17 protein-coding genes and 6 pseudogenes are annotated in these 20,893 nt (G+C 68.7%); 13 read left to right on the top strand and 10 right to left on the bottom strand.

The genetic code is table 11. From position 1 onward, the window contains the following. Positions 1-33: 33 nt before the first annotated feature. Positions 34-1,230: an acyltransferase gene (locus tag ASC56_RS32490; RefSeq protein ID WP_055495179.1), complete on the top strand. Its 1,197-nt coding sequence runs from the start codon at positions 34-36 to the stop codon at positions 1,228-1,230. 176 nt (positions 1,231-1,406) lie between these two features. On the opposite strand, the gene ASC56_RS32485 is transcribed toward ASC56_RS32490, so the two are convergent. From ASC56_RS32485 to ASC56_RS41330, 6 genes are all read right to left on the bottom strand, one after another. Beyond that, the gene (locus ASC56_RS32485) at positions 1,407-1,733 is read right to left on the bottom strand and encodes a VOC family protein (RefSeq protein WP_159039754.1); all 327 of its coding nucleotides are present in this window, start codon (positions 1,731-1,733) and stop codon (positions 1,407-1,409) included. A 62-nt stretch (positions 1,734-1,795) separates the two neighbouring features. After that, positions 1,796-2,170 carry a VOC family protein gene (locus ASC56_RS32480; RefSeq protein ID WP_055495243.1) on the bottom strand — a complete coding sequence of 125 codons (375 nt, stop codon included), beginning with the start codon at positions 2,168-2,170 and terminating at the stop codon, positions 1,796-1,798. Between the two features lie 624 nt (positions 2,171-2,794). After that, positions 2,795-3,187 carry a DUF6193 family natural product biosynthesis protein gene (locus tag ASC56_RS38755; protein WP_234377163.1) on the bottom strand — a complete coding sequence of 131 codons (393 nt, stop codon included), beginning with the start codon at positions 3,185-3,187 and terminating at the stop codon, positions 2,795-2,797. Between the two features lie 125 nt (positions 3,188-3,312). Beyond that, complete coding sequence (locus ASC56_RS32475; protein WP_055495177.1) at positions 3,313-3,576, bottom strand: hypothetical protein; 264 nt, start codon at positions 3,574-3,576, stop codon at positions 3,313-3,315. Beyond that, positions 3,573-3,932: a DUF6247 family protein gene (locus ASC56_RS32470; protein WP_234377162.1), complete on the bottom strand. Its 360-nt coding sequence runs from the start codon at positions 3,930-3,932 to the stop codon at positions 3,573-3,575. The genes ASC56_RS32475 and ASC56_RS32470 overlap by 4 nt, the downstream gene beginning before the upstream one ends. A gap of 25 nt (positions 3,933-3,957) precedes the next feature. Beyond that, positions 3,958-4,188: a hypothetical protein gene (locus ASC56_RS41330; RefSeq protein ID WP_055495176.1), complete on the bottom strand. Its 231-nt coding sequence runs from the start codon at positions 4,186-4,188 to the stop codon at positions 3,958-3,960. 153 nt (positions 4,189-4,341) lie between these two features. Here ASC56_RS41330 and ASC56_RS32460 point away from each other — a divergent pair, with 153 nt between their 5' ends. The 4 genes and pseudogenes from ASC56_RS32460 to ASC56_RS32445 all read left to right on the top strand — a co-directional run bounded on the left by ASC56_RS32460 (position 4,342) and on the right by ASC56_RS32445 (position 9,576). Then, positions 4,342-4,911 (top strand): TetR/AcrR family transcriptional regulator, encoded by a 570-nt coding sequence (locus tag ASC56_RS32460; protein WP_055495175.1) that lies wholly within the window; start codon positions 4,342-4,344, stop codon positions 4,909-4,911. Between the two features lie 48 nt (positions 4,912-4,959). After that, a pseudogene (locus tag ASC56_RS32455) lies at positions 4,960-5,816 on the top strand (NAD(P)H-binding protein). A 356-nt stretch (positions 5,817-6,172) separates the two neighbouring features. Further along, positions 6,173-6,643: a hypothetical protein gene (locus tag ASC56_RS40820; RefSeq protein WP_063785037.1), complete on the top strand. Its 471-nt coding sequence runs from the start codon at positions 6,173-6,175 to the stop codon at positions 6,641-6,643. Then, positions 6,640-9,576: a M48 family metalloprotease gene (locus tag ASC56_RS32445; RefSeq protein WP_055495174.1), complete on the top strand. Its 2,937-nt coding sequence runs from the start codon at positions 6,640-6,642 to the stop codon at positions 9,574-9,576. Before ASC56_RS40820 ends, ASC56_RS32445 begins: the two co-directional genes overlap by 4 nt. A gap of 317 nt (positions 9,577-9,893) precedes the next feature. Here the strand turns inward: ASC56_RS32445 and ASC56_RS32440 are convergent, their stop codons facing one another. Beyond that, positions 9,894-11,411, bottom strand: a complete 1,518-nt coding sequence (locus ASC56_RS32440) for an FAD-dependent monooxygenase (RefSeq protein ID WP_055495173.1) — start codon at positions 11,409-11,411, stop codon at positions 9,894-9,896. 279 nt (positions 11,412-11,690) lie between these two features. Here ASC56_RS32440 and ASC56_RS32435 point away from each other — a divergent pair, with 279 nt between their 5' ends. After that, positions 11,691-12,452: a class I SAM-dependent methyltransferase gene (locus ASC56_RS32435; RefSeq protein ID WP_199836125.1), complete on the top strand. Its 762-nt coding sequence runs from the start codon at positions 11,691-11,693 to the stop codon at positions 12,450-12,452. A gap of 29 nt (positions 12,453-12,481) precedes the next feature. Here ASC56_RS32435 and ASC56_RS32430 read toward each other — a convergent pair. Continuing rightward, a pseudogene (locus tag ASC56_RS32430) lies at positions 12,482-13,197 on the bottom strand (IS630 family transposase); the annotation flags it as partial. Positions 13,198-13,216: 19 nt separating this feature from the next. Further along, positions 13,217-13,837: pseudogene (locus ASC56_RS38750) on the bottom strand (cation:proton antiporter); the annotation flags it as partial. A 4-nt stretch (positions 13,838-13,841) separates the two neighbouring features. Between ASC56_RS38750 and ASC56_RS38745 the strand changes: the two are divergent. The 7 genes and pseudogenes from ASC56_RS38745 to ASC56_RS38735 form a co-directional block, all read left to right on the top strand. After that, a pseudogene (locus tag ASC56_RS38745) lies at positions 13,842-14,039 on the top strand (IS701 family transposase); the annotation flags it as partial. Positions 14,040-14,250: 211 nt separating this feature from the next. Continuing rightward, positions 14,251-15,360: an NAD(P)/FAD-dependent oxidoreductase gene (locus tag ASC56_RS32420; protein WP_055495171.1), complete on the top strand. Its 1,110-nt coding sequence runs from the start codon at positions 14,251-14,253 to the stop codon at positions 15,358-15,360. A 173-nt stretch (positions 15,361-15,533) separates the two neighbouring features. Beyond that, on the top strand, positions 15,534-16,490 hold the full coding sequence (locus ASC56_RS32415; RefSeq protein ID WP_055495170.1) for a GlxA family transcriptional regulator: 957 nt from the start codon (positions 15,534-15,536) through the stop codon (positions 16,488-16,490). 103 nt (positions 16,491-16,593) lie between these two features. Further along, positions 16,594-17,592 (top strand): type I glyceraldehyde-3-phosphate dehydrogenase, encoded by a 999-nt coding sequence (gap, locus tag ASC56_RS32410; RefSeq protein ID WP_055495169.1) that lies wholly within the window; start codon positions 16,594-16,596, stop codon positions 17,590-17,592. A gap of 305 nt (positions 17,593-17,897) precedes the next feature. Continuing rightward, positions 17,898-18,209 (top strand): annotated as a pseudogene (locus tag ASC56_RS42985) (IS630 family transposase); the annotation flags it as partial. Between the two features lie 22 nt (positions 18,210-18,231). Next, positions 18,232-18,669 carry a biotin transporter BioY gene (locus tag ASC56_RS32405; protein WP_055495168.1) on the top strand — a complete coding sequence of 146 codons (438 nt, stop codon included), beginning with the start codon at positions 18,232-18,234 and terminating at the stop codon, positions 18,667-18,669. A gap of 120 nt (positions 18,670-18,789) precedes the next feature. Then, positions 18,790-19,748: pseudogene (locus ASC56_RS38735) on the top strand (IS5 family transposase); the annotation flags it as partial. A gap of 62 nt (positions 19,749-19,810) precedes the next feature. Here the strand turns inward: ASC56_RS38735 and ASC56_RS32390 are convergent. Further along, complete coding sequence (locus tag ASC56_RS32390; protein WP_055495167.1) at positions 19,811-20,575, bottom strand: alpha/beta hydrolase; 765 nt, start codon at positions 20,573-20,575, stop codon at positions 19,811-19,813. Positions 20,576-20,893 lie beyond the last annotated feature (318 nt).

Raw genomic sequence — 20,893 nt, 5'->3', positions numbered from 1 at the left:
CCCTCACACTGAGTGTGAGGGTGTGAGGGTGCAATGGTGACTACCCATGCGCTGACATCCACCCCTGCCGACACCCCTGTCCGTACGGAGCAGTCACCGGCGCGCCCGGCGGCCAGACAGCTCACCTTCATCGCCGCCGCCCGTCTGCTGCCGTCCTTCTGCATCCTGGCCTCGCATCTGTCCTTCGAGCAAGTCTTCAAAGACCACACGGTGCAGGAGACGTACTACCGCATCTTCAATCCGGCCGGCTTCAACGCGGTGTCGTTCTTCATCGTCCTCAGCGGCTTCATCCTGACCTGGATCTCCGCGGAGCGCCCACCGGGCCGCGGCTTCCGCGCCCGCCGGCTGCTGCGCATCCTGCCGGTGCACTTCCTGACCTGGGCCATGATCGTGTGCGCCTTCGCCGCCACCTTCCCGGCCACCGGCCTGTTCGCCACGCTCACCCTCATGCAAAGCTGGTTCCCGGACCACGGCATCTACTGGGCCGCCAACGCCCCCGCCTGGACCCTGTCGACTGAACTCGTCCTGTATGCGGTGTTCCCGACCATGTACCGGTTCCTGGCCCGCCACGGCGACCGGTTCTTGTTCTACCTGCTGGCCGGTCTGGTCGCGGTCGTGGTGCTCTTGCCGGTCGTGCTGCACATCCTGCCGGACGGCGCCACGTTCGCGAACGCGGCCTTCACCGAGCGCGGCCACGCAGTCCGAGTCTCCGAGTGGAAGTACTGGCTCGTCTACGTCTTTCCCCTCACCCGCGTCCTGGAGGCGCTGTGCGGGGTGGTGATCTGCCTGCTGGTGCTGCGCGGCAGGTGGACGCGGAACGTCCTGCTGCCGACCGCGCTGCTCGTGCTCGCGGTTGTGGTCGAGGAGCTATGGGCGCCGATCCTGTTGGACCTGACGGCGTTGACGATCATTCCGATTGTCCTGCTCATCGGCGCCCTGGCAGCCAGGGAGATCGCCCGCTGGGACACCCCCGGTTCCAAGAAGAGCCGTGCCATCACGCGCCTCTCGGCCTACGGCAAATACACCTTCGGCATCTACATGTACCAGTGGGCGCTGATCCTGATCTGCCAACGCTACGTCCACCCCTGGGGCAACTCGGTCATCGACGGAGTGCTGTTCGTCACCGCCTTCTACGCGCTGTGCCTCACCGTCTCCGTGATCTCCTACCGGTTCATCGAGACCCCGATCAACCGCTTCATGAAGCCAACGATCGCCGCGTATGCCAAGTAGGCGTTCTTCAAGCAAGAGCGCCTTTGCTGCCGGGCACCTTGGAGAGCTGACACCGATCACCACGCCGCAGCCGGCGCACGAGGCACGCGCCGACCCGGCAGATGCACACACGCGTGCGGAAGCAGACCTCGCGGGTGGCGGCCTACTTCCTATCGGCCATGACGCTCCGAGCTCCTTCAGCCGCCGAAGGCTGCGGCGGCGGCCCGGGCGACTTCTTCGGGGGTGACGTCGCGCAGGCGCTGGGAGATGCCCCAGCGGTGGCCGAACGGATCGATGATCTGCCCGTGCCGATCGCCCCAGAAGGCGTCGGCGAGAGGGTGGAAGACCTCGGCGCCGGAGTCGAGGGCACGCTTCCACAGGGAGTCCGCGTCGTCGGTGGAGATCTGCAGCGCACCGTAGGTGCCGCCGAGTGTCAGCGGTGAGATGATCCCCTGCTCGGGGAACTCGTCAGCGATCATGACGGTGGAGTCGCCGAAGGCCAGCCGCACGGCGGCAAAGCTCAAGCGGGCAACGGGACTCGACCCTTTCATGAAATCGAGTCTCCATCAGAACCTGGGCGGTTCACTCAGTGGAGGCAGAGGCAGAACGGATGGCCGGCCGGGTCCGCGTAGACTCGCCAATTGGCCCCCGGGTGGAGCTGGTCCGTCCGCTCCAGCACGGTTGCGCCGAGGGCGAGCGCCCGCTTCTCCTCCCCGTCGAGGTCGTCCACGTCGAAGTCCAGGTGGAGCTGCTGCGGGCGCTCCTGGCCGGGCCATTCGGGTGGCCGGTAGCCGTCCACCCGCTGGCAGGCCAGCGGCGTCCCCTCGAACCCGTGCACCTCGACCCAGTCGGGATTCTCCGGGTCCGCGACCACCCGGCCGCCGAGCAGATCCGCGTAGAACTGCGCAAGCCCTACCGGATCGGCGCAGTCCAGCGCGACCGCCTGCAGCTTTCGAATCACTTCCGACGCCCCTCGCTCTTCGGCCGCTTTCGCGACGCCCCTATACGGGAGGGGTCGTACCCGCCGCCACCGCGGGCATGCGCGGCGGAACGGCATCCGCCGCACCTCGCGCAGCCCTGGCGGCACCTGCTCCCAACTGCGGACCCAGCCGCTGACAACCTCGAACCGCTTGCCCCATCCGCGGGAACCGAAGAGCCGTGCGCCCAAGACTCGGTCGGCCAGCAGCACGAGAGCCAACGCCACGACCAGTTCCGCCGCCACCGTACTCACCGGCAACATCATGGAATCGGCCGCGGCCTGCCGCCCACGCATCCAGCGGTCGAGCGCACGCACCATATCGGCATCGAAAAGCCACAGACTCCCCAGTACCAGCACCGTCGACAGAGCACTAAAAACCGCACTGGCAAGATCCGGGGAGCGGCTTCATGCCTGCCAGTGTCCCAGGGCCGTCGTGTCCACTCCCAATGGTTTTGGATCTCTTGTCAGGCACCGCGGCAACGCTGTGTCTCCGGCAGCTGGAATGCCAGGGAAAGGGACGCTGCTCGTTCGAGGGAGGGTCAGCTGGATTTGGCCACGGAACAGGGTTCTGGCTCAACTCCCGTGGAAGTCCACGTGTCATGAGCGTCAGGGCGTCGTGTGCCGGTCAGGGCTTTCCTCTGCCGCGGCGAGGGCGTCTCGGTTGCCGACGACCACGCGTCGGCTGCCTGCCGGTAGATGGTCGGCCGCCATCGCCGCGGCCGCATCGGCCGTGTCGGCCTCACCAATGAAATCGGCTCTGGACGGGCCCCACACCTCGAATCCCCCACCGTTCCGAGGGAGAATGAACGGAAGATCCCACGACCAGGGGTACTTGGTACACCGGCTGAAGTGCAGTTCCCACATACCGGTCCAAGGAAAGAGCTGCCGAAGCCGAGGCTCGGCGTAGGCGGCACGTACCAACTCTTGGTCAACGTAACGCTGGGTCAACAGGCTGCGCCACGCGGTCTCCGTGATGTCTGAAGCAGCACCATCTGTCATGATCAGCATTCTGCCTGGAGACTTGACGACAGGCCAGGGCAAGCAATCCGATCAGGGATCTTTGAGGGCCGCCTCCACAGAAGTTGAGCCAGAACCGAAACTGGTGAACTGGTGAACACAACCAGTCAGCCGAGCCAGACGATGTCCACGACGTACAGGCGTCCGGCTGGGCGGTTGATCCAGTAGACGGCGGTGAGCTGTCCGACCGAGGCGGAGCGGACGTCCTCGCCTTCGGGGTCGCGGGCGTCGAAGGGCGGGAAGGACCACGGGTCGCGCCCGGCGATGTCCAGGACGTCCCGGAGCATCTCGCGGGTGTGGTCGGGCAACTCCCCTGCGGTGCCTGCGGCCTGGGGCGACAGGCGTGCGGGCCAGGGCGGCTGATCGCTCACGTACGTGCCCCGAGGACCTGGTCCAGGTCGATGCCGTCGGAGTCGTCACAGCCGCCGGCAAGGAACGCCTCCACGGCCGGAGCCGATGCGAGGCGGGCCCGCCAGATGCGGACGACATCGTGGACCGGAGCGAGGCTGTAGCTGTGCCGGGCGTCATCCAGGGCCCGCGCCCAGTCCTGTTCGAACGCGGGCACCCAGGTGCCGGCGCGGGGGTCGGCCCGGAGCCGTGCGAGCAGCTGGGCGGCGGCGGCCGGGGCCGGCGGGGCGGGGGCTTCCTCGGGCTGCGCGCTCATCGGCACCTCCAGGCGGGTCGTATCGCCACCGTACGCGCGATGCGGGGCCGTGGGGACGGACATGCGGTCATCTCTTCCCGGTGGGGCGTCAGTCGACGCCGTGGTCGAAGATGTCGTCGTCGGTGTAGTCGTCGAAGATGTCGTCGTCGAAGATGTCGTCGTCGGTGTAGTCGTCGGTGTAGTCGTCGGGGATCTCACCGACGGCCTCGCGCAGCCGCTGGGCAGCGTGCAGCAGCCGCGACGCTGCTGCACGCTGCTCGCATATGGCGTCGAGGACGAAGAGAACGTCACCGACTGGGTGTGCTGTCTCTTCGATCAAGAGAAGCCCACGAACGCAGACGGTCCGGTTTGACCTCATTACCGGTTGGGGTACTTTCGATACGCAACCGTAGCGTAGCGAAAGTGGGGAGGCCGTATCTTGGTGAGCGCACCGAGTGGCTCGCGAGCCGGTGGACCGGACAGGCCGTCCGCCATGGGCAGGCCGCGTGACACGGGCCGTGACGTAGCGATCCTCGACGCGACACTCTCCCTGCTGACCGAATTCGGTTACGAGCAGCTGTCCATGGAGGCGGTCGCAGGCCGCTCCGGGGCGGCGAAGACGACGATCTACCGCCGCTACCGTGACAAGGCTGCCCTCGTCGCCGCTGCGGTCGAGCATCGCTCGCACGCCACTCCGCCCGAGTCCGCCGCGGGCGATCTTCGCGAGAACCTGCTCGCGCTCGTCGCGTGGCTGGCGCAACAGATCGCCGATCAGGAGATCGGACTGCTCGGGGCGCTGTTCGCCGGTATGCGCAGCGACCCGAGGCTCGCCGAGGAGATGCGCCGCATTCTGCGCCGCGACGAGGCCGCGATGACCGACCAGCCGCTGCGCAAAGCGATCGGGCACGGCGAACACCTGGCGCCCCAGGCCGCCGAGCTCTTTGCCGAGGTCGCCCCGGCCGTGATCGTGCACCGCGTCGTCGTCGCCGGCGAGCGGTGCGACGAACGCTTCGTCGAGCACCTCGTCGACGACATCCTTCTGCCGCTCCTGCGCGGCCGATGAGAAGCCCCCACGCGCCGAGCGCGGAGCGGGCACGAAAGGAACACCATCATGATCGTTGTCACGGGTGCGACTGGCGCACTCAACGGCGCCACCGTCGAGCATCTCCTCAAGCGCGTCCCTGCGGAGCAGATCGGTGTCAGCGTCCGTGACGCCGCCAAGGCACAGCACTTCGCCGACCGCGGAGTACGGGTACGCCAGGGCTCCTACGAGGACCTGGCCGCGCTGCGCCGCTCCTTCGAGGGCGCCGATCAGGTCCTGCTCGTCTCCTCCAACGACCCCCACGCCGACGCGGTCGCCCTGCACCGCGTCGGCATCGAGGCCGTCGTCGCAGCGGGAGCCCGGCGCATCCTCTACACCAGTCACCAGGGCGCCGGGACCGACAGTCCCTTCCACCCGGCCCGCGACCACGCCGCCACCGAAGAGATCCTCGCCGGCTCCGGCGTCGCATGGACCTCGCTGCGCAACGGCTTCTACGCCCACAGCCTGGGCTGGCTGCTTGGCCCCTGGCAGCAGACCGGCACGATCACGGCCCCGTCCGACGGGCCGGTCTCATGGACCGACCGCGCCGACGCCGCCGAAGCGGCAGCGGTCATCCTGGCCGGTGACCGGACATTCGAGGGACCGGTCACGCTCACCGCGCGCCAGGCCGTGACGTTCGACGACATCGCCGCCATGGCCTCCAAGATCAGCGACCGTGAGGTCAAACGCGTCGTGAGGACGACGAGGAGTGGATCGCGGACAAGGTCGCAGCCGGCACGCCGGAGGCGATGGCACGGATGACGCTCACCACGTTCCAGGCGGCCCGCGAAGGCCGCTTCGCCGGAGTCGACCCTCTGCTGGCCGAACTGCTCGGCCGCGAGCCTCGCAGCGTCGCCGACCAGTTCGCGGACAGCATCGCCGCCTAGATGTGGTCGAGGCTCAGTAGTTGTCACCGGCAGAGCCGGATGAGTCGGCGAAGGGGACCGGCCGAAGCAGCCTGGTGCCGTACGGCGGCGCATCACGTGCTGTCTCGCCCAGTCGACGAGCTTTCCGGCACAGGCCGAATCGGCCCACGGGGTTCGTACCGGGCGAAGCGGCCCGTCTCTGTACAGCCCCACCAGCAAGATCACGATCTACAGCTGGAGTACCAGCCGGGCCGCCGCCGAACGGATCGCCGTCTCGGAAGAATCGACGAAACGGTGACCGGCCGTCACTTGCCGTGTGAATATCGTCCCTGTGCGCGTGGTCGGTTGGCAAGGTCATCCCCCGAAGGGTGGGCGCCGTGAGTCCCCTGGTCCGTGAGGTCGTGGAGAGCGTCGTCAGGGAGCAGGCGCCCAGTGAGCTCCCGCTGGTGGAGGCCCTCGGCAGGTTGGACGAGGACAGTGTGGTGCGCTTGCTGAATCGCCGGGCGGACCACCGGGAGCCGCTGGGATTCGGCCTGGCCGAGGTCACCGCCGTGGTGACGCCGGTGGTGTGGATCGCGGTGGACGAGGCATGCCGCTCGGGCGTCAAGGCGATGGTCGGCGGTGTGGGACCTCGGCTGAGGAGAGCCGTTCGCAGTCTGCTGCGGCGTCAGCCGGCCGCGCTGACGACCGTGCCCTCGCTGACGCGGGACCAACTCGACGCGGTTCACCAGCAGGTACGCGAGGGAGCGGTGGGCGCCGGCATGGACGAGTCGACGAGCAGGGCCTTGGCCGACTGCGTGGTGGCCCGGCTGGTCCTGGATCCCCCGGCACCGCAGAGCGAGCGGTGAGCGGACAGCTGGGCCTGCCCGCGGAGGTGGCGGACGAGCGGCGGTCGCTCGATCCGCGGATTCTGCCTGCCGGCACCACTTTGCGGTTCACCCTGTTGGTCATCGTGATGGTGTCGGCCAGTATCTCCATGCTCGCGGACCTGTCCATGGTCCTGCCGTGGCAGGGCAAGCACCTCGAATGCGAGCTGGCAGCGGGCCTGGATCCTAACGGCCGGTACCTCGACACGTTGCTGTTCGACATCCAGTACGCCACCAAGTTGCGGGCCTGCGTGTCGGCCGCGGATCCCGATCCGTACGTGCATGGGGTGGCGGGCACCGCTGTGGTGCTCGCCGCAGCTCTGGCACTGTACTGGTGGCTGCCGAGGTGGAAGGGGAGGCCCGGGCGGGTGATACCCGTGCAGGAGGTGGACCCCCACGGGGAGTTGGCGGCCGAGCTGATGCGCCTGGTGTCGGCAGCCGGGCTCGGATCGGCTCCCCGCTTCGTGGTGGCACCGGCCTCGGTTGACGCCGGCGCCGCCGCGTTCGGGCGCCCCGGACACCGCACGGTGTGCCTGCACGGAGGGCTTCTGCTGTCGCGCCAGTCCAACCCGGAGGGCTTCCGCGCCGTCGTCCTGCACGAACTCGCGCACATCAGCAACCGGGACGTCGACATCGCCTACGCTGTGGTCGCCCTCCGGCGCGTCTTCTTCCTCCTGGTGCTCCTGCCCTACGGGCTGGTGATCGGGGCGACGTACACCGCAGGTGAGTTCTTCAACCGTTTCCTCGTCCCCACGGATGCCGCGCTGTGGCCCGGCGCACGTGCGGGCATCCTCAGAAGCCTGGTGCTCGCGGTGTTCTATGTGCTCCTGGTGAGGGCAGCGGACGCGGACACTCTGCGCTACCGGGAGTTGTACGCCGATGTCGATGCCGTTTCCCACGGGGCCGATCGCAGTGTGTGGGAGAAGGCCGCCGAGCGCGAGCGGTCCGGGGTGTGGAGGCAGCGGGCGGCCGGATTGGCCAGCCCATGGCGGACCCACCCGTCATGGACGGAGCGGCAGCGCTCGCTCGACGAACCGGCGACGCTGTTCGCCCTGAGCTCCCTGCAGATGTTCCTCATCGGCGTGGCCACCCTGCTCTCGTCCCGCACGCTGGCCGCAGTCTGGAACGTCACACCGGCCATCTGGCTGACGGTAGTGCCTGCGGCGACCATCGTGACCGTGGCAGCGTGGCGCTCACTGACATATGCCCTCTTCAAGGGCATACCCGTGCCCACGGGGCTTCGCTCCGGCCTGTGGCTGGGACTTGGTTTGGTGGTCGGGGAGTTGGCCTCTGGCGCCGTCAGCGGGCAGCAGTGGATTCCAGCGCATCCCGTGGTCCTTGTGGTCCTCCTGGGGAGCGCGACCGCGTTTGTCGCGTGGATCGTGCAATGCGGGCTGCTTCGCCTGCGGTCATGGCGGGGAGCTACGGTGAACGCCGCGATGGCTCCCTCGTTGGTCGCTGCGTGTCTGCTCGGCGGCGTCGGACTCAGCTGGTGGCATCAATCGGGGTCCCTGTCAGCCATCGGAAACATCTTCACCGAAGGCGGTCTGCAGCAGGACATCGTCAAGATGTTCCCGGGCCCCTGGAGCAGCCATTCCGGCGAGCTGCACGCGATCGCGAGTGTGCTCCCGCACCTTGCCATCGCGGGTGTGAATACGGTGTTCGTATGCGTGGCGATCGGTCTGTGGGCCTATCCGCTGGCGCTGTGGACGCTGCCACCCTTCCCAGCCGCGCGCGGGGCCGGGCACCCGCGGGCCGGCGCCCTCCCCGTCGTGAACGGGCCCGGGCTGCGAGCCACCGCCGCGGCGGGACTGCTCGGCGGTGTTGCCGGTCTCGCCGGAATCGCGGCGGTGATGGCGTACATGCACAGCTGGCAGCCGCCCATCGGCCAGCGCGGCGGCGGGTTCGCCCTGGTGTACGCCTGGTGGGTGCTGGTGGCGATCTGGGTCGCCACCGCGGTGACCAGCGCCGTGGTGGGCTTCACAGCCCGCGACCTGCGGCTGCCCGGGGCGCTCGTCGCGGCCGGCATCGTCCAGGCGACGGCGCTGGCGGGACAGTTCCTGCTGGGATCCGTCGACGGTTGCCTCGGCCCGCTGCGGACCATGGGCAGCAGCTGCCACTGGGTGCCCCAAGGCAGCTGGCCACTGTGGCAGTTGCTGGCCGGGGCGGCGGCGCCCGCGGCGTACGCGGCCGCGTTGACGGCGGTGGCCGGTGCGCTGGCCGCACACGCCGTGCAGGCAGTCCGCCGGAAGCCGTCGCGCCCACGGCCGACCGCGCATCCGGCGGAGAGTGGCGCGCGGAGACTCTTCGCCCGGCGGGCAGGCACCGTGGTTCTGCTCGCGACCGCTGGCGCCATGGTCAGCACCACGGTGGGACACGGCCAAGCCTCGACACCCTTCCAGCCGCCCAGTCCTCCGCCCGCGGCGGTTTCCGACCGGACTCGTGCCTTCCAACTGATCGTCTGGTGGCGGCTCGAGGGCCAGGCCGACACCCTGCGTCTGACGTCCGACTACCAATCCTTCAACAAGGAGGTCCAGGCGCTGTACGAGACAGCGGTCAGACATCCGCACGACCTCGTGCGTCTCAACGAGAGCCGCTTCCGCGCCCTCTGTTCGGCGCTGGCCAGGGACGCCTCCGCCGGTGAGCGGTATCTGCCCGTACCCGACAGCACGCTCCAGCCCGGGTGGTCGAGGGCCCTGCAGCAGACCAAGCACGGCAGCCGCGACTGCCTCGCCTGGTTGGACAAGCCCCAGAAGAGCCCGGCGGACCGCAAAGAAATCACGCCGCTGTACGAGCTGGCTGACGGAATGAAGGCGACGGCCACCGCGGTGACCGACGTGCTGCGGGCGATGGAGGACGCCCGCCGGTACTGGCCCAATCTGGTCCGGCACTCCGGCACGACCGATGCCAAGTAATCCAGCCGAATGCTTCCGGCACACCCGACCTGGGTCCTGGGCCTCGCTGTTGCCGGCCTCGCTCGGGGAGGAGGACCGGCGGAGCATGCGTTGGACCAGCGCGCGAGCCTGCCCGTACGCGTCCTCGGCTGCTTTGGCGGTTGCTGGACAGGTCGCCGCCCGCGTTGCTATACGTCCGGATCAGGGAGGGGTTGTGAGCCCAGAAGAGGCCATGGGACGATCTTGAAGCTTGTCCCGGACTGGCACACCACCCATCCCGGGCCGCGCCGCCCGTGGGCCGACGGCCCGCAACGAGCAGGCGGCCGCCATCTGGTCGCTCAGATCGCCGGACTGCCGAACCAATGGCTGGCGGCCCGCTCGAACGCTTCATGATCAGGGCGGCGATCACCTGCCCAGGCGACTATGCCGTCAGGCCGGACAAGCACGGCGCCCAATCCGAGGTCGTTCCTCGCCGGCCCGGCCGCGTACCGTATCCGGCCCTCCCAGCCCATCGCTGAACCGTGTAGGCGTCGGTCGATGCTGAAATCGAGCGCGACGCCTCGTCCGTCCTGCATCAGGTCGCCGAGGCGAGTGCCGCCCTCAAGCCGGAGGTCCGGGGCGTTGCGGCCGACCAGCGGATGCTCGCTGCCGAGGTCGTAACGGATCCACTGTCCCGACATCTTCTGGAACACGTAGGTCGTTCCGTCACGGGTCCCGATCAGGTCGCGAATCACTCCTTGGATCGCCTGGGCATGCGGGTTCGGACCCATGGCCGTCACCTGGGCGCGTGACCAGTCGAGCACCGCTGCGCCGATCGGATGGCGCTCGCGGGTGTAGGTGTCGAGAAGCCCGTCCGGCGCGTACCCGTGCACGGTCGCCGCGAGCTTCCACCCCAGGTTCATGGCGTCGCCGATGCCGGTGTTGAGTCCCTGCCCGCCAAGGGGGGAGTGGATGTGGGCGGCGTCGCCCGCGAGCAGGACGCGTCCCTGCCGGTAGGTCGTCGTCTGCATGGCCCGATCGGTGAAGGTCGAGGCGAGATGGACGTCGCTCAGTGTCACGTCGGTGCCGGACACACGGCGCAGAACCGTCTGGAGATGGTCGCGGGTCGGCTGCTGCGAGCGGTCGAACGCGCCGCCGTCGAGGTCCATCATGCCGATGTGCCCTTCCGAGGGCTGGAGGTACATGCCCGTCGGCGTCAGGTTGAACCCTGGGCGCAGCTTCTCGGGATCGGCGACGGTGGCGTGCATGGTGTAGCCGGTGAACTGCGGTTCGGTGCCGACGAATTCGAAGCCCGCGAGCCCACGCACCGTACTGCGTCCGCCATCGCAGCCGACGAGCCAGCGCGCCGCGTACTCGTCCGCGCCGGCTTGCGCGACCACGCTCTCGTCGTCCTGGACGATGGCTGAGACCGTGACGCCGCGCCTGACTTCCACGCCGAGCTTGGATGCCTGCTCGGACAGCACCGTCTCGACGGCTTCGAGGTATGCCAGCACGCCCTCCGGTGCCGGGCTGGGAAGCCGGAACGGCAGGGCGGCGACGTCGACCTTGGCCGGATCGAGCATCATGCCGGCGAAGTGACCAGCGTGACGAGGGGGTGACGGCTCGTCCGCGTCGGGGTTCGCGCCGGAATAGTCGTGGACGCCCGGCGCCGTCAGCAGCTGCTGCAGCATCCCGCGGCGGTAGAACGCCTCGACCGCCGCGGAGGACAGGCCCCGCATCCCAAGCGGCTCTCCCTTGAACGGGGAGCGGAGCTCCGGCTCCCGCTCGAGCACCAGGACAGAGCAGCCCGCGAGGCCAAGCTCACAGGCAAGGAACAGACCAACTGGGCCGGCGCCCACGATCACTACGTCATGCACGAGAGATCTCCTTCCTGAACCTACAGCCGGATGGGCACCCGGCAGGTCTCTGGAAGGTGCCAAACCCCACCGACAACGGACCGACAGCCCCCGACATATGACCGACACCACGGCCCCGCCGCCTGATCACCCCTGGTCAAAGCGCCGATCAGCAAGGGGGAGGCTTGTCCGGCCACCGGCTTCCGCCGCAGTCGCTGCCGACCTAGTGCTGTGACCGGAAACGATCACAGGGTGGTGGTGGTGGTCGAGTGTTTGGTGCGGGGAGGTGATGATGAGGGTATGACCGTCAGCTCTCGCGCCCAGTCGTTCGATGTAGCCGCGGCTCAGTACGCGGCGAGTCGGCCTTCGTATCCAGCCTTGCTCTTTGACCGCATCGAGGAGTTCGCAGGCTGTCGTTTGGCGGGTGCCCGGGTCGCTGATGTCGGCGCGGGTACCGGAATCGCCAGCGTGCTGCTGCGGGAGCGAGGTGCTGATGTGATTGCTGTCGAGCCGGGTGAGGCCATGGCTGGTGAGTTCCACCAGGCGCTCCCGGGGGTGCCGATCGTAAGGGGTGACGGTAATGCGCTGCCGCTGGCCGAGGCTTCCTGCGACCTCATCACGTATGCCCAGTCCTGGCAGTGGACCGATCCCGGCCGGTCTGTCCCGGAGGCGTTGCGCGTCCTGCGAGCGGGCGGTGCGTTGGCGATCTGGTGGAACACCACGGCCTTCGACGTGCCGTGGATCCGCGAGCAGCACGGGCGTATTGCGCACCACTGCGGGGTGAAGCCAAGGTCTGCGGTGCGCCCTTCGGACAGTGATGCTGTCCGGCTGGCGGGGCTGACGGGGCTGCGAGTTGAGCGCCGTCAAGTGCGCTGGAGCCGCACCGTCTCTTTGGACATGCATCTCGCCAACATTGGCAGCCGGTCGGCATTCCTCGTCCTTGAAGAGGCTGACCGTCAGGCGTTCTTCGTCGACGAGCGTGAGCGGCTGGGCAGGATCTTTCCCCGCGAGGAGGTGGAAGAGACCTACGTGGTTGATCTCCTCGTCGCGCTCCGTCCCTGACGTGGTGCGGCCGCGGCGGGGCGGCACGCTCATGCAGCCGAGGTGAGTGGCCGGCCGCCCCAGCGGATGCTCCTCTCACGGCGGATGCGGGCGCGTTCCTTGCGTTCGGCGGCCGGTGGCCAGGACGTCGCGGTGGCGGGCGTTGGCGTTGCGCCGGCGCAGGTAGGCGTGCAGGACCCGGGTCTGCACCGTGTGGGTGGGATGGTCGGAATTGGCGATGGTGAACTGCCGCAGCGGGGCGAAGTGGGCCTCGATCGGGTTCGCCCACGAGGCGTAGGTGGGGGTGAAGCACAACTCGACCTTGTTCTTCTTCGCCCAGCGGCGGATGTCGGCGCCCTTGTGGGCGGACAGGTTGTCCATGATCACGTAGATGGGTGTGCCGTCCGGGCGGGCGGCACGGATCGACTTCAGCGCGGCCAGTGTGGTGAAGGCGCCCCTTCTGCGGCGGTTGACACCCCACAGGCGGTCATCGCCGACCGAGTAGCAACCGTGGAAGTAGCGCACTCTGTGGGTGCGGTGGAAGGTGGCGGGGAGTCGGTCAGGGTGTTTCAGGCGGGGCCCAGCCCGAGCCCGCGGTGGGCCGGATTCCGAGCGGGCCGAACTCGTCGAAGGCGAAGACCGGGTCCGGGAAACGGTCCAGCACCTCCTCGATGCGGTCCAGCTTGGCGTCGCGCTCGGGGTCGGGGGATTCCTTCCACGTCTTGGTGCGCTGGAAGGTGACGCCGCGGCGGGCGAGCAGGTGTCGTCCAGTTCCTGCGGTCGGCCAGATTCATCAGCCACGCGAGCAGCGCGCCCATCGGCAGCCCGATGATGAATGCCTTCATCGCAGATGGGACGGCCGTGCCCAGTGCCTGCATGGGGGTGTGCGCAGAAGAAGTCGAGCCAGCGAGGATCAGCGCGAACAGGAAGATCGGCGCGACGATCCCGTCGTTGTAGCCGCTCTCCACGTTGAGCACGCTTCTCACCCGCGCCGGGATGCGCCGGTCGCGTACCAGCGTCTCGGCCGGAGCGAAGTCGGTCGGCACGATCACACAGGCAATCAGCAGCAGCCCCGCTACCGGAAGTTCGGGCAGCACGAGCCAGCCCAGCAGAACCATCAGCGTCAGACTCAGCGGCAGGGCCACCAGCAGTGCCCGAGCGGCCGAGGCGGGATCTCTGCCCCACAGCCGACCACCAGGTAGCTCGGTGGCATCGATGAACAGCAGGACGGCCAGGATGACTTCGGCCGTGTGCTGGGCAATCTCGGAGTCCAACGTGCTTGCGATCGCGCTGTGGGTGAAGACACCGGCGGCGATCCCCGAGACCACCACGATCAAGAGAGCCCGGACACCCCACTTCTCCAGCCGCCCGGCGACGAGCGCCCATCCGGCGCCTTGCGATCGCACGCACCAGGGGGCTCATGGCCTGCGCCTCTACGACTGGGCGCGCATCGAGGTGCGGCCCTGGCACCGGCCGGATCGCCGGCACGGGGTCCTTGCCCGGCGCAGCGTGAGCCGGCCCGGGGAGATCTCCTACCACATCGCCTACTGCCGGGCCGAGACCACCCTCGACGAGCTGATCCGCATCGCGGGCAGCCGGTGGGCGATCTTGGCGGGCTGAGCATTTCGCCGCGGTCGAGGAAGAGCTGGAGTGCGGCGTCGGCCAGGGGCTGGCAGGTCTGGGCCTTCCTGCGCTAGCGACGCCCGGTCGGTTCGGTACCGGCGCACCGTATTTCAGAGGCATCTCATTGCTCACTGTGCTTTCTTGGTCGTGCGCCGGATCTCCTGGCAACTCATCCACCTTTCGAGGGGACACACCCATGCACTCCGCTCACGGCCCCCGCATCGCGGTCGTCGGCGCGGGCCTCGGCGGCCTTGCCTTAGCTCGCGTCCTGCAGCTCCACGGCCGTTCCGTCACCGTCTTCGAATCCGAGGCTTCCGCCGGTGCCCGCCCCCAGGGCGGCAGCCTCGACATACATGCCGCCACCGGTCAGATCGCCCTGCGCGCGGCGGGCCTGCTCGATCGGTTCCGTGCCCTGGCGCGCCCCGACGGCCAGGAGTGGCGCGTGCTCGACCCTGTCACCGCCACCGCCGTGCCCTTCCCGGGGCCCGTCCACGACGAAGACAGCCCGGAGATCGACCGCGGCCAACTGCGCGGACTGTTCCTGGAATCCCTCGACGAGGGCACCGTCCGCTGGGGTTGTGCTGTCGCCGGGGCCACCCCGCTCGGGGAGGGCTCCTGGCGCCTGCTCCTCGACGACGGCACCACCGAGGACGCCGACCTGGTGGTCGGCGCCGACGGCGCGTGGTCGCGCATCCGCCCAGCCCTGTCGGACGCCACACCCGGCTACACCGGTGTCACCTTCATCGAGACCGGTTTCGACGACTGCGACACCCGCCATCCCGCCCTCGCACGCCTGGTCGGCAACGGCACCCTGCTGGCGGCGGCCGACAGCAAGGCCCTGCTCGCCCAGCGCAACGGCAACGGCCACATCCGCGTCTACATCGCCTTCCGCGCCCCGCATGACTGGCAGGTGGCCGCCGGCCTGGAACTCGACGACACGGCGGCCGTGCGCGCACACCTGCTGAAGATGTTCGACGGCTGGGACGAGAGCCTGCTCCATCTCCTGCGGCACCACGACGGCGGGTTCGTCAACCGGCCCGTGTTCGTGCTCCCCGTCCCGCACACCTGGGAACACGTCCCTGGCATCACCCTGCTGGGCGACGCGGCGCACCTCATGCCCCCGGTCGGGCTCGGTGCCAACCTCGCCATGCTCGACGGCACCGATCTCGCCCAGGCCCTTGTCACCGAATCCAGCATCGACGACGCCGTCCGTGCCTATGAGAGTCTCATGCTGCCGCGTTCGGCTCAGGCCGCCCAGGACTGCGCCGAGGCACTCGACCATCTCATTCCCCCGACGGACTCCTGAGCAAACGCGCACCACGACACCGGCCATGGGCCCAACACTGCCCGGGCCGGTGCGGGACACCGACTCCGGAAACCGGTCCGTGCCCGGGCTGGAAGACAGTCCGGGCGCGGTGTCATCCGCACGGTCCACGCAGTGGGCGTATCGAAGTCACGCCCCCACGTAGCCTCTATTCCGTGCCAGCCTCCCGCCTGCATCGCGTTGCCGTCCTTGTGCTCGAGGGTGCGAAGCCGCTCGATGTCGGAATTCCCGCGCAGGTCTTCACGACCCGCACGAGCATGCCGTACGAGGTGCGGGTGTGCGGGGCGGCACCCGGTCTCGTGACCGGCGGCGATGGCCTGTCGTACTACGTCGCCCACGGCCTCGACGCGCTTGCGTGGGCCGACATCGTCTTCGTCCCCGGCTACCGGTTCCCGGACCGCGACGACCCGCCGCAGGCCGTCGTTGACGCGCTGATCGCCGCCCACGACCGGGGCGCGCGACTCGCCGCCATCTCGACGGGCGCCTTCGCGCTCGCCGCCACGGGCCTGCTCCGCGGCAAGCGCGCCACGACGCACTGGCATTACGCGCGGGCGCTCGCGGCGAAGCATCCGCTCGTCCAGGTCGACGAGAACGTTCTGTTCGTCGACGAGGGCAGCGTGCTGACGTCGGCCGGCGCAGCATCGGGCATCGACCTGTGCCTGCACATCCTGCGCGGCGACCTCGGAGTGGCCGCGTCGAACCACGCGGCCCGGCGCCTGGTCGCGGCCCCCTACCGCAGCGGCGGTCAGGCGCAGTACGTGCCGCGCAGCGTGCCCGAGCCACTTGGTGAGCGGTTCGCCGCCACCCGCGAGTGGGCGCTGCACCGGCTGGGCGAGCCCCTCACCCTCGAGCTGCTCGCCCGGCATGCTGCGGTGTCGCCGCGCACCTTCTCGCGGCGCTTCGTCGAAGACACGGGATACACGCCGATGCAGTGGGTCATGCGCGCCCGCATCGACCTGGCCCGTGAGCTGCTCGAACGTTCGGAGCGGCACGTCGAGCAGATCGCCGCCGACGTCGGCCTGGGCACCGGTGCGAATCTGCGGTTGCACTTCCATCGCATCCTCGGCACGACGCCGAGCGAGTACCGGCGCACCTTCACCCAGGGCGAGTAGCCCACCGCTACCTGGCGCGATCCTTTCGAACCGTGGCGATCACGCCGCTGTCGCGGGCGGATGCAGCGCGCGAAATTGATGGTGAACCGAAGGGACACCATTCATGACGCGCATCGCCATCAACGGATTCGGCCGCATCGGACGCAATGTGCTGCGTGCACTGCTGGAACGTGACAGCGACCTGGAGATCATCGCGGTCAACGACCTCACGGAGCCAGCCACCCTCGCGCGGCTGCTCGCCTACGACACGACGGCCGGCCGGCTGGGTCGCCCGGTGACCGTCGACGGGAACGCCCTCATCGTCAGCGGCCGTCGCATCACGGTGCTCGCCGAACGTGAACCGGCGCAGCTGCCGTGGGCCGAACTCGGCGTGGACATCGTGCTCGAGGCGACCGGCCGCTTCACGTCGGCCGTTGCCGCCCGCGCCCACCTCGATGCCGGTGCGAAGAAGGTGCTGGTCAGTGCACCGTCGGATGGTGCCGATGTCACGCTCGCGTTCGGGGTCAACACGGACGCATACGACCCGGACGTGCACACGATCATCTCGAACGCCTCATGCACGACCAACGCCCTTGCGCCGCTGGCCGCGGTGCTCGACGACCTCGCCTGCATCGAGCACGGCTTCATGACGACGGTGCACGCATACACGCAGGAGCAGAACCTGCAGGACGGTCCACACCGCGACGCCCGCCGCGCCCGTGCCGCCGCCGTCAACATCGTGCCGACCACGACGGGCGCCGCCAAGGCGATCGGCCTCGTGCTGCCGAACCTCGGCGGCAAGTTGTCGGGCGACTCGATCCGCGTGCCGGTTCCGGTGGGCTCGATCGTCGAACTCAATACAACTGTCACCCGCGACGTGACGCGCGACGACGTGCTTGCGGCGTACCGCGCCGCGGCGGAGGGGCCGCTCGCCGGCATCCTCGAGTACTCGGACGACCCGCTCGTGTCGTCCGACATCACGGGCAATCCGGCCTCGTCGATCTTCGACTCGGCCCTCACCCGCGTCGACGGCCGTCACGTCAAGGTGGCCGCGTGGTACGACAACGAGTGGGGCTTTTCGAACCGCGTGATCGACACGCTCGAGCTCCTCGCCACCCGCTGACCGACGCCGGGGCCATCCCCCACATCCGGCGACCGCGTCGCCCAGTAGCTCCGTGAGCGTTCCAGTTGGCCGGTTGGGCCAACTGGAACGCTCAGTCACAGAGGTCCGCCCCGCCTTCCGGTCACAGCCCGTCGTCCACCAGTTCCGGCGAGAGGTCGCCGCGCACAACTGGTGCCCGTCACGTATTCGTAGTGCGCGGTATTCCCACGAGACGTCGGCACTCGATCGAGCGGCCTATGGTCGAATCCCTGTTCGCGAATCGGAGTCGGACTCCGGGCGCCCACCGTCCGCCGCCGTGCGCGGAATACCCACCGGCGGTCGGCATCGCGATCGTGTGCGACAACTACTCCCCCGCACCTGACCATCAAGAAATGCCGTCGGGTCGCCTACTGGGCCGAGGCCAACAACGTCGAGACCGCCTACACCCCGACCAACTCCTCCTGGCTGAACCGCTTCGAGGTCCAGTTCACCGCCCTGCGCTACTTCACCCTCGACGGCACCGACCACCCACCCACAAGGCCCAGGGCAGCATGATCCGCCGTCACATCATCTGGCGGAACAAGCACACGGCCGATATTCACTTGCGCACCATCGTCACTCGCGCCAACGTCGCCTGACACCGCACGAAGGGCAGAGAAGATGACCACACACCCCCACACCGTCGACCACGAACTCATCCAGGCCGCAGCCCACGTCGCCCGCACTCGATGCCGCGGCGACAACCACACCATGGCGGCCGCGGCGCGCGCCCGAGACGGCCGGATCATCACCGCGGTGAACGCCTACCACTTCACCGGCGGCCCCTGCGCAGAGTTGGTCCTCATCGGCACGGCGGCTGCCCAAGGCGCTTACGACCTGGACACGATCGTCGCCGTGGGCGACCGCGACCGGGGGGTCGTTCCCCCATGCGGCCGGTGCCGCCAAGTCCTTCTCGACTACTTCCCAGCCCTGAAGGTCATCGTCGGCACAGGCGAGCATCTCCAAACCGTCTCTATCACCGACCTGCTCCCCGAAAGCTACGTCTGGGCCGACCACCAACTCGACGCTGAGCAAACCACGCCACTCAGCACGAGCTGACGCCAGGCAGCAACAGGGCGAACGTTGCTGCCTACATGCGGCACTAGGGCCTGTCTGGAGTCGTGATCAATGCGGTCCGTTTCGGACCCGAGGGTCACGCCGAGCTGGTAGAGGGCTCAGGTGACGCGACGTGAACTGAGCGATAATGTGTGGGAACTGATAGAGCCGTTCCTGCCGATCGGACGGTACGGCCCCTACCCCCCAGCACCTGCGCGAACAGTTCGAGGGCGTCATCTGGCGGTTCCGCACCGGCAGCCAATGGCGAGAGATGCCCGCGGAGTTCGAGGCCTGACAGACGGTCTACGACCGCTTCACCCAGTGGCTCGACGCCGACGTCTTCACCGCGGTGATGGACGGGATGATCGCCGAGGCCGCTCGGCTCGGCCAGGCCGGCATGTCCCTAGTCAGCGTGGACTCCACGGTGGCCCGCGCCCATCGCGACGCGGCCGGGATGGTGGTGGAACCGGTGGTCCTAGCAGCGCTGGAAAAGGCCGCGGCGCAGGAATAGGGGCCTCGGAAACAGGGCAAATCGCCCCGGTGGCCGTCGACTCGCCGGCCCGGGAGTCCGAGCGGGCCGAGCGCCGACTGCTGCGTCGGCGCCGCCGGGCCCGGCTCAAGGCAGCGGTGGCGCTGGGGCGGTCGAGCGGTGGGCTGACCAGCAAGGTCCACCTCGCGGCAGACTGGCGCTGCTGCCCGCTGGCGTTCGTGCTCACGCCCGGGCAGGCCGCCGACAGTCCCCGGTTCGTCGCGGTGTTGGGAAAGTCAAGGTACGCGGACCGGTGGGCCGTCCGCGCACCCGACCGAACGCGGTAGCTGCCGATAAGGCGTACTCCTCGCGAGCGAACCGCGCCTACCTGCGCAGACGCGGGATCAAGGCGGTCATCCCGGAGAAGGCCGATCGGGCCGCGAACCGCAAGAAGCGCGGCAGTTCCGGCGGCCGGCCGGTGTCCCATGACGCTGAGCAGTACAAGGAGCGCAACACGGTGGAGCGCTGCATCAACAAGATCCGGGCATGGCGGGGCCTGGCCATGCGATACGACAAGACTCCGGCGAGCTACATGGCGGGGCTCCAACTACGGCCTCAACCCGGGGCCGCGGTTGCGGCGTCCGGCTGGCAAGCCGTACGCCGCAACCGCGCACGTCAGGCCGGCGAGGTGACCGCTCGGCCGAGGTGGCGGGCGAAGAACCGGACCGCGCTGTCGGCCTCGAACCTGGGCAGTTCCTTGTGCTTGCCCGCGTTGGCGTGCAACGTCTTCTCCTTCGAGGCGAAGGCGTCGAACAGCGCGAGACCGGCCTCGCGCGGGATGTGCTCGTCATCCCACTGCATGTCGAACTCGATCGGGATGGTGATCTGCTTCGCCTTCTCGGCCAGGACATCGGGCCAGTGCTGGCCGAAGACCGCGGCCGTGATCCTGGGTTCGATCGCCACCAGCGGCACGCCGATTGCGGTGCCCATGTTGATGCCGAAGTAGCCGACCGGACCATCGGCGCCGATCTCCGGAAGTTCCTGAAGGGCGTCCAGGGTCGCCCGCCACTCGGGCACGGCGAGCTCCGCCAGGTGGGCGTTGTAGCGGACGACGATCGGGCCTTCCGGCTCGCCCGCCTCCCTCGCCCGGTACAGCTCGGCGATCTCCTGCTCGTCGTGCGCGGTGCGCGGCCGGTCGCCGTGACCGGGCACGTCGATGACGGCGACGTGGAAGCCGCAGCCGGTCACGAGGCGGTGTGCCCGGCCCGCCATCGCCGGATGCTTCTTGTGGTTACCGCCGCCGTGCCCCATCAGCACCAGGGGCGCGCGATCGACGCCGGAGGCAGGCGACCAGAGGACGCCGGGGATCTCGCCCAAGATGAAGTCGCGTTCGACCATGCCGTTCGACGACGACGTGGCGGTGAACTGCAGAGAGTGCATAGGTGTTGCCTTTCGGGAGTGCCTTGTTGTCGCGGCGCTCCCGGCGACACTTACGTCAATCGCCCGGCCGTGACGGGAAGGGGGAGCACCCACGTCGATACAGCGTTCATGGGTCTCACCTCCTCACGGCCTGTCACGGTGTCCCGGACGCTACCAAGCGAACGTCAGCTCACTCAACCCTTTTCCCTGCGACGTGATCAGAACTCCAGACAGACCCTAGTGTCCTGCGCCAGTAGTTGATCGTTAGTAGTTATGTGACTTCTGCTGCTGGTGCGTCAGTTCCCCGTCGGGGCCCGAAGCTGGAACCGTTGCTCTTGT

The sequence above is a fragment of the Streptomyces sp. TP-A0356 genome, from assembly GCF_001417775.1.
Taxonomy (GTDB): domain Bacteria; phylum Actinomycetota; class Actinomycetes; order Streptomycetales; family Streptomycetaceae; genus Streptomyces.
This window is presented reverse-complemented; position numbering and strand designations above follow the sequence as displayed.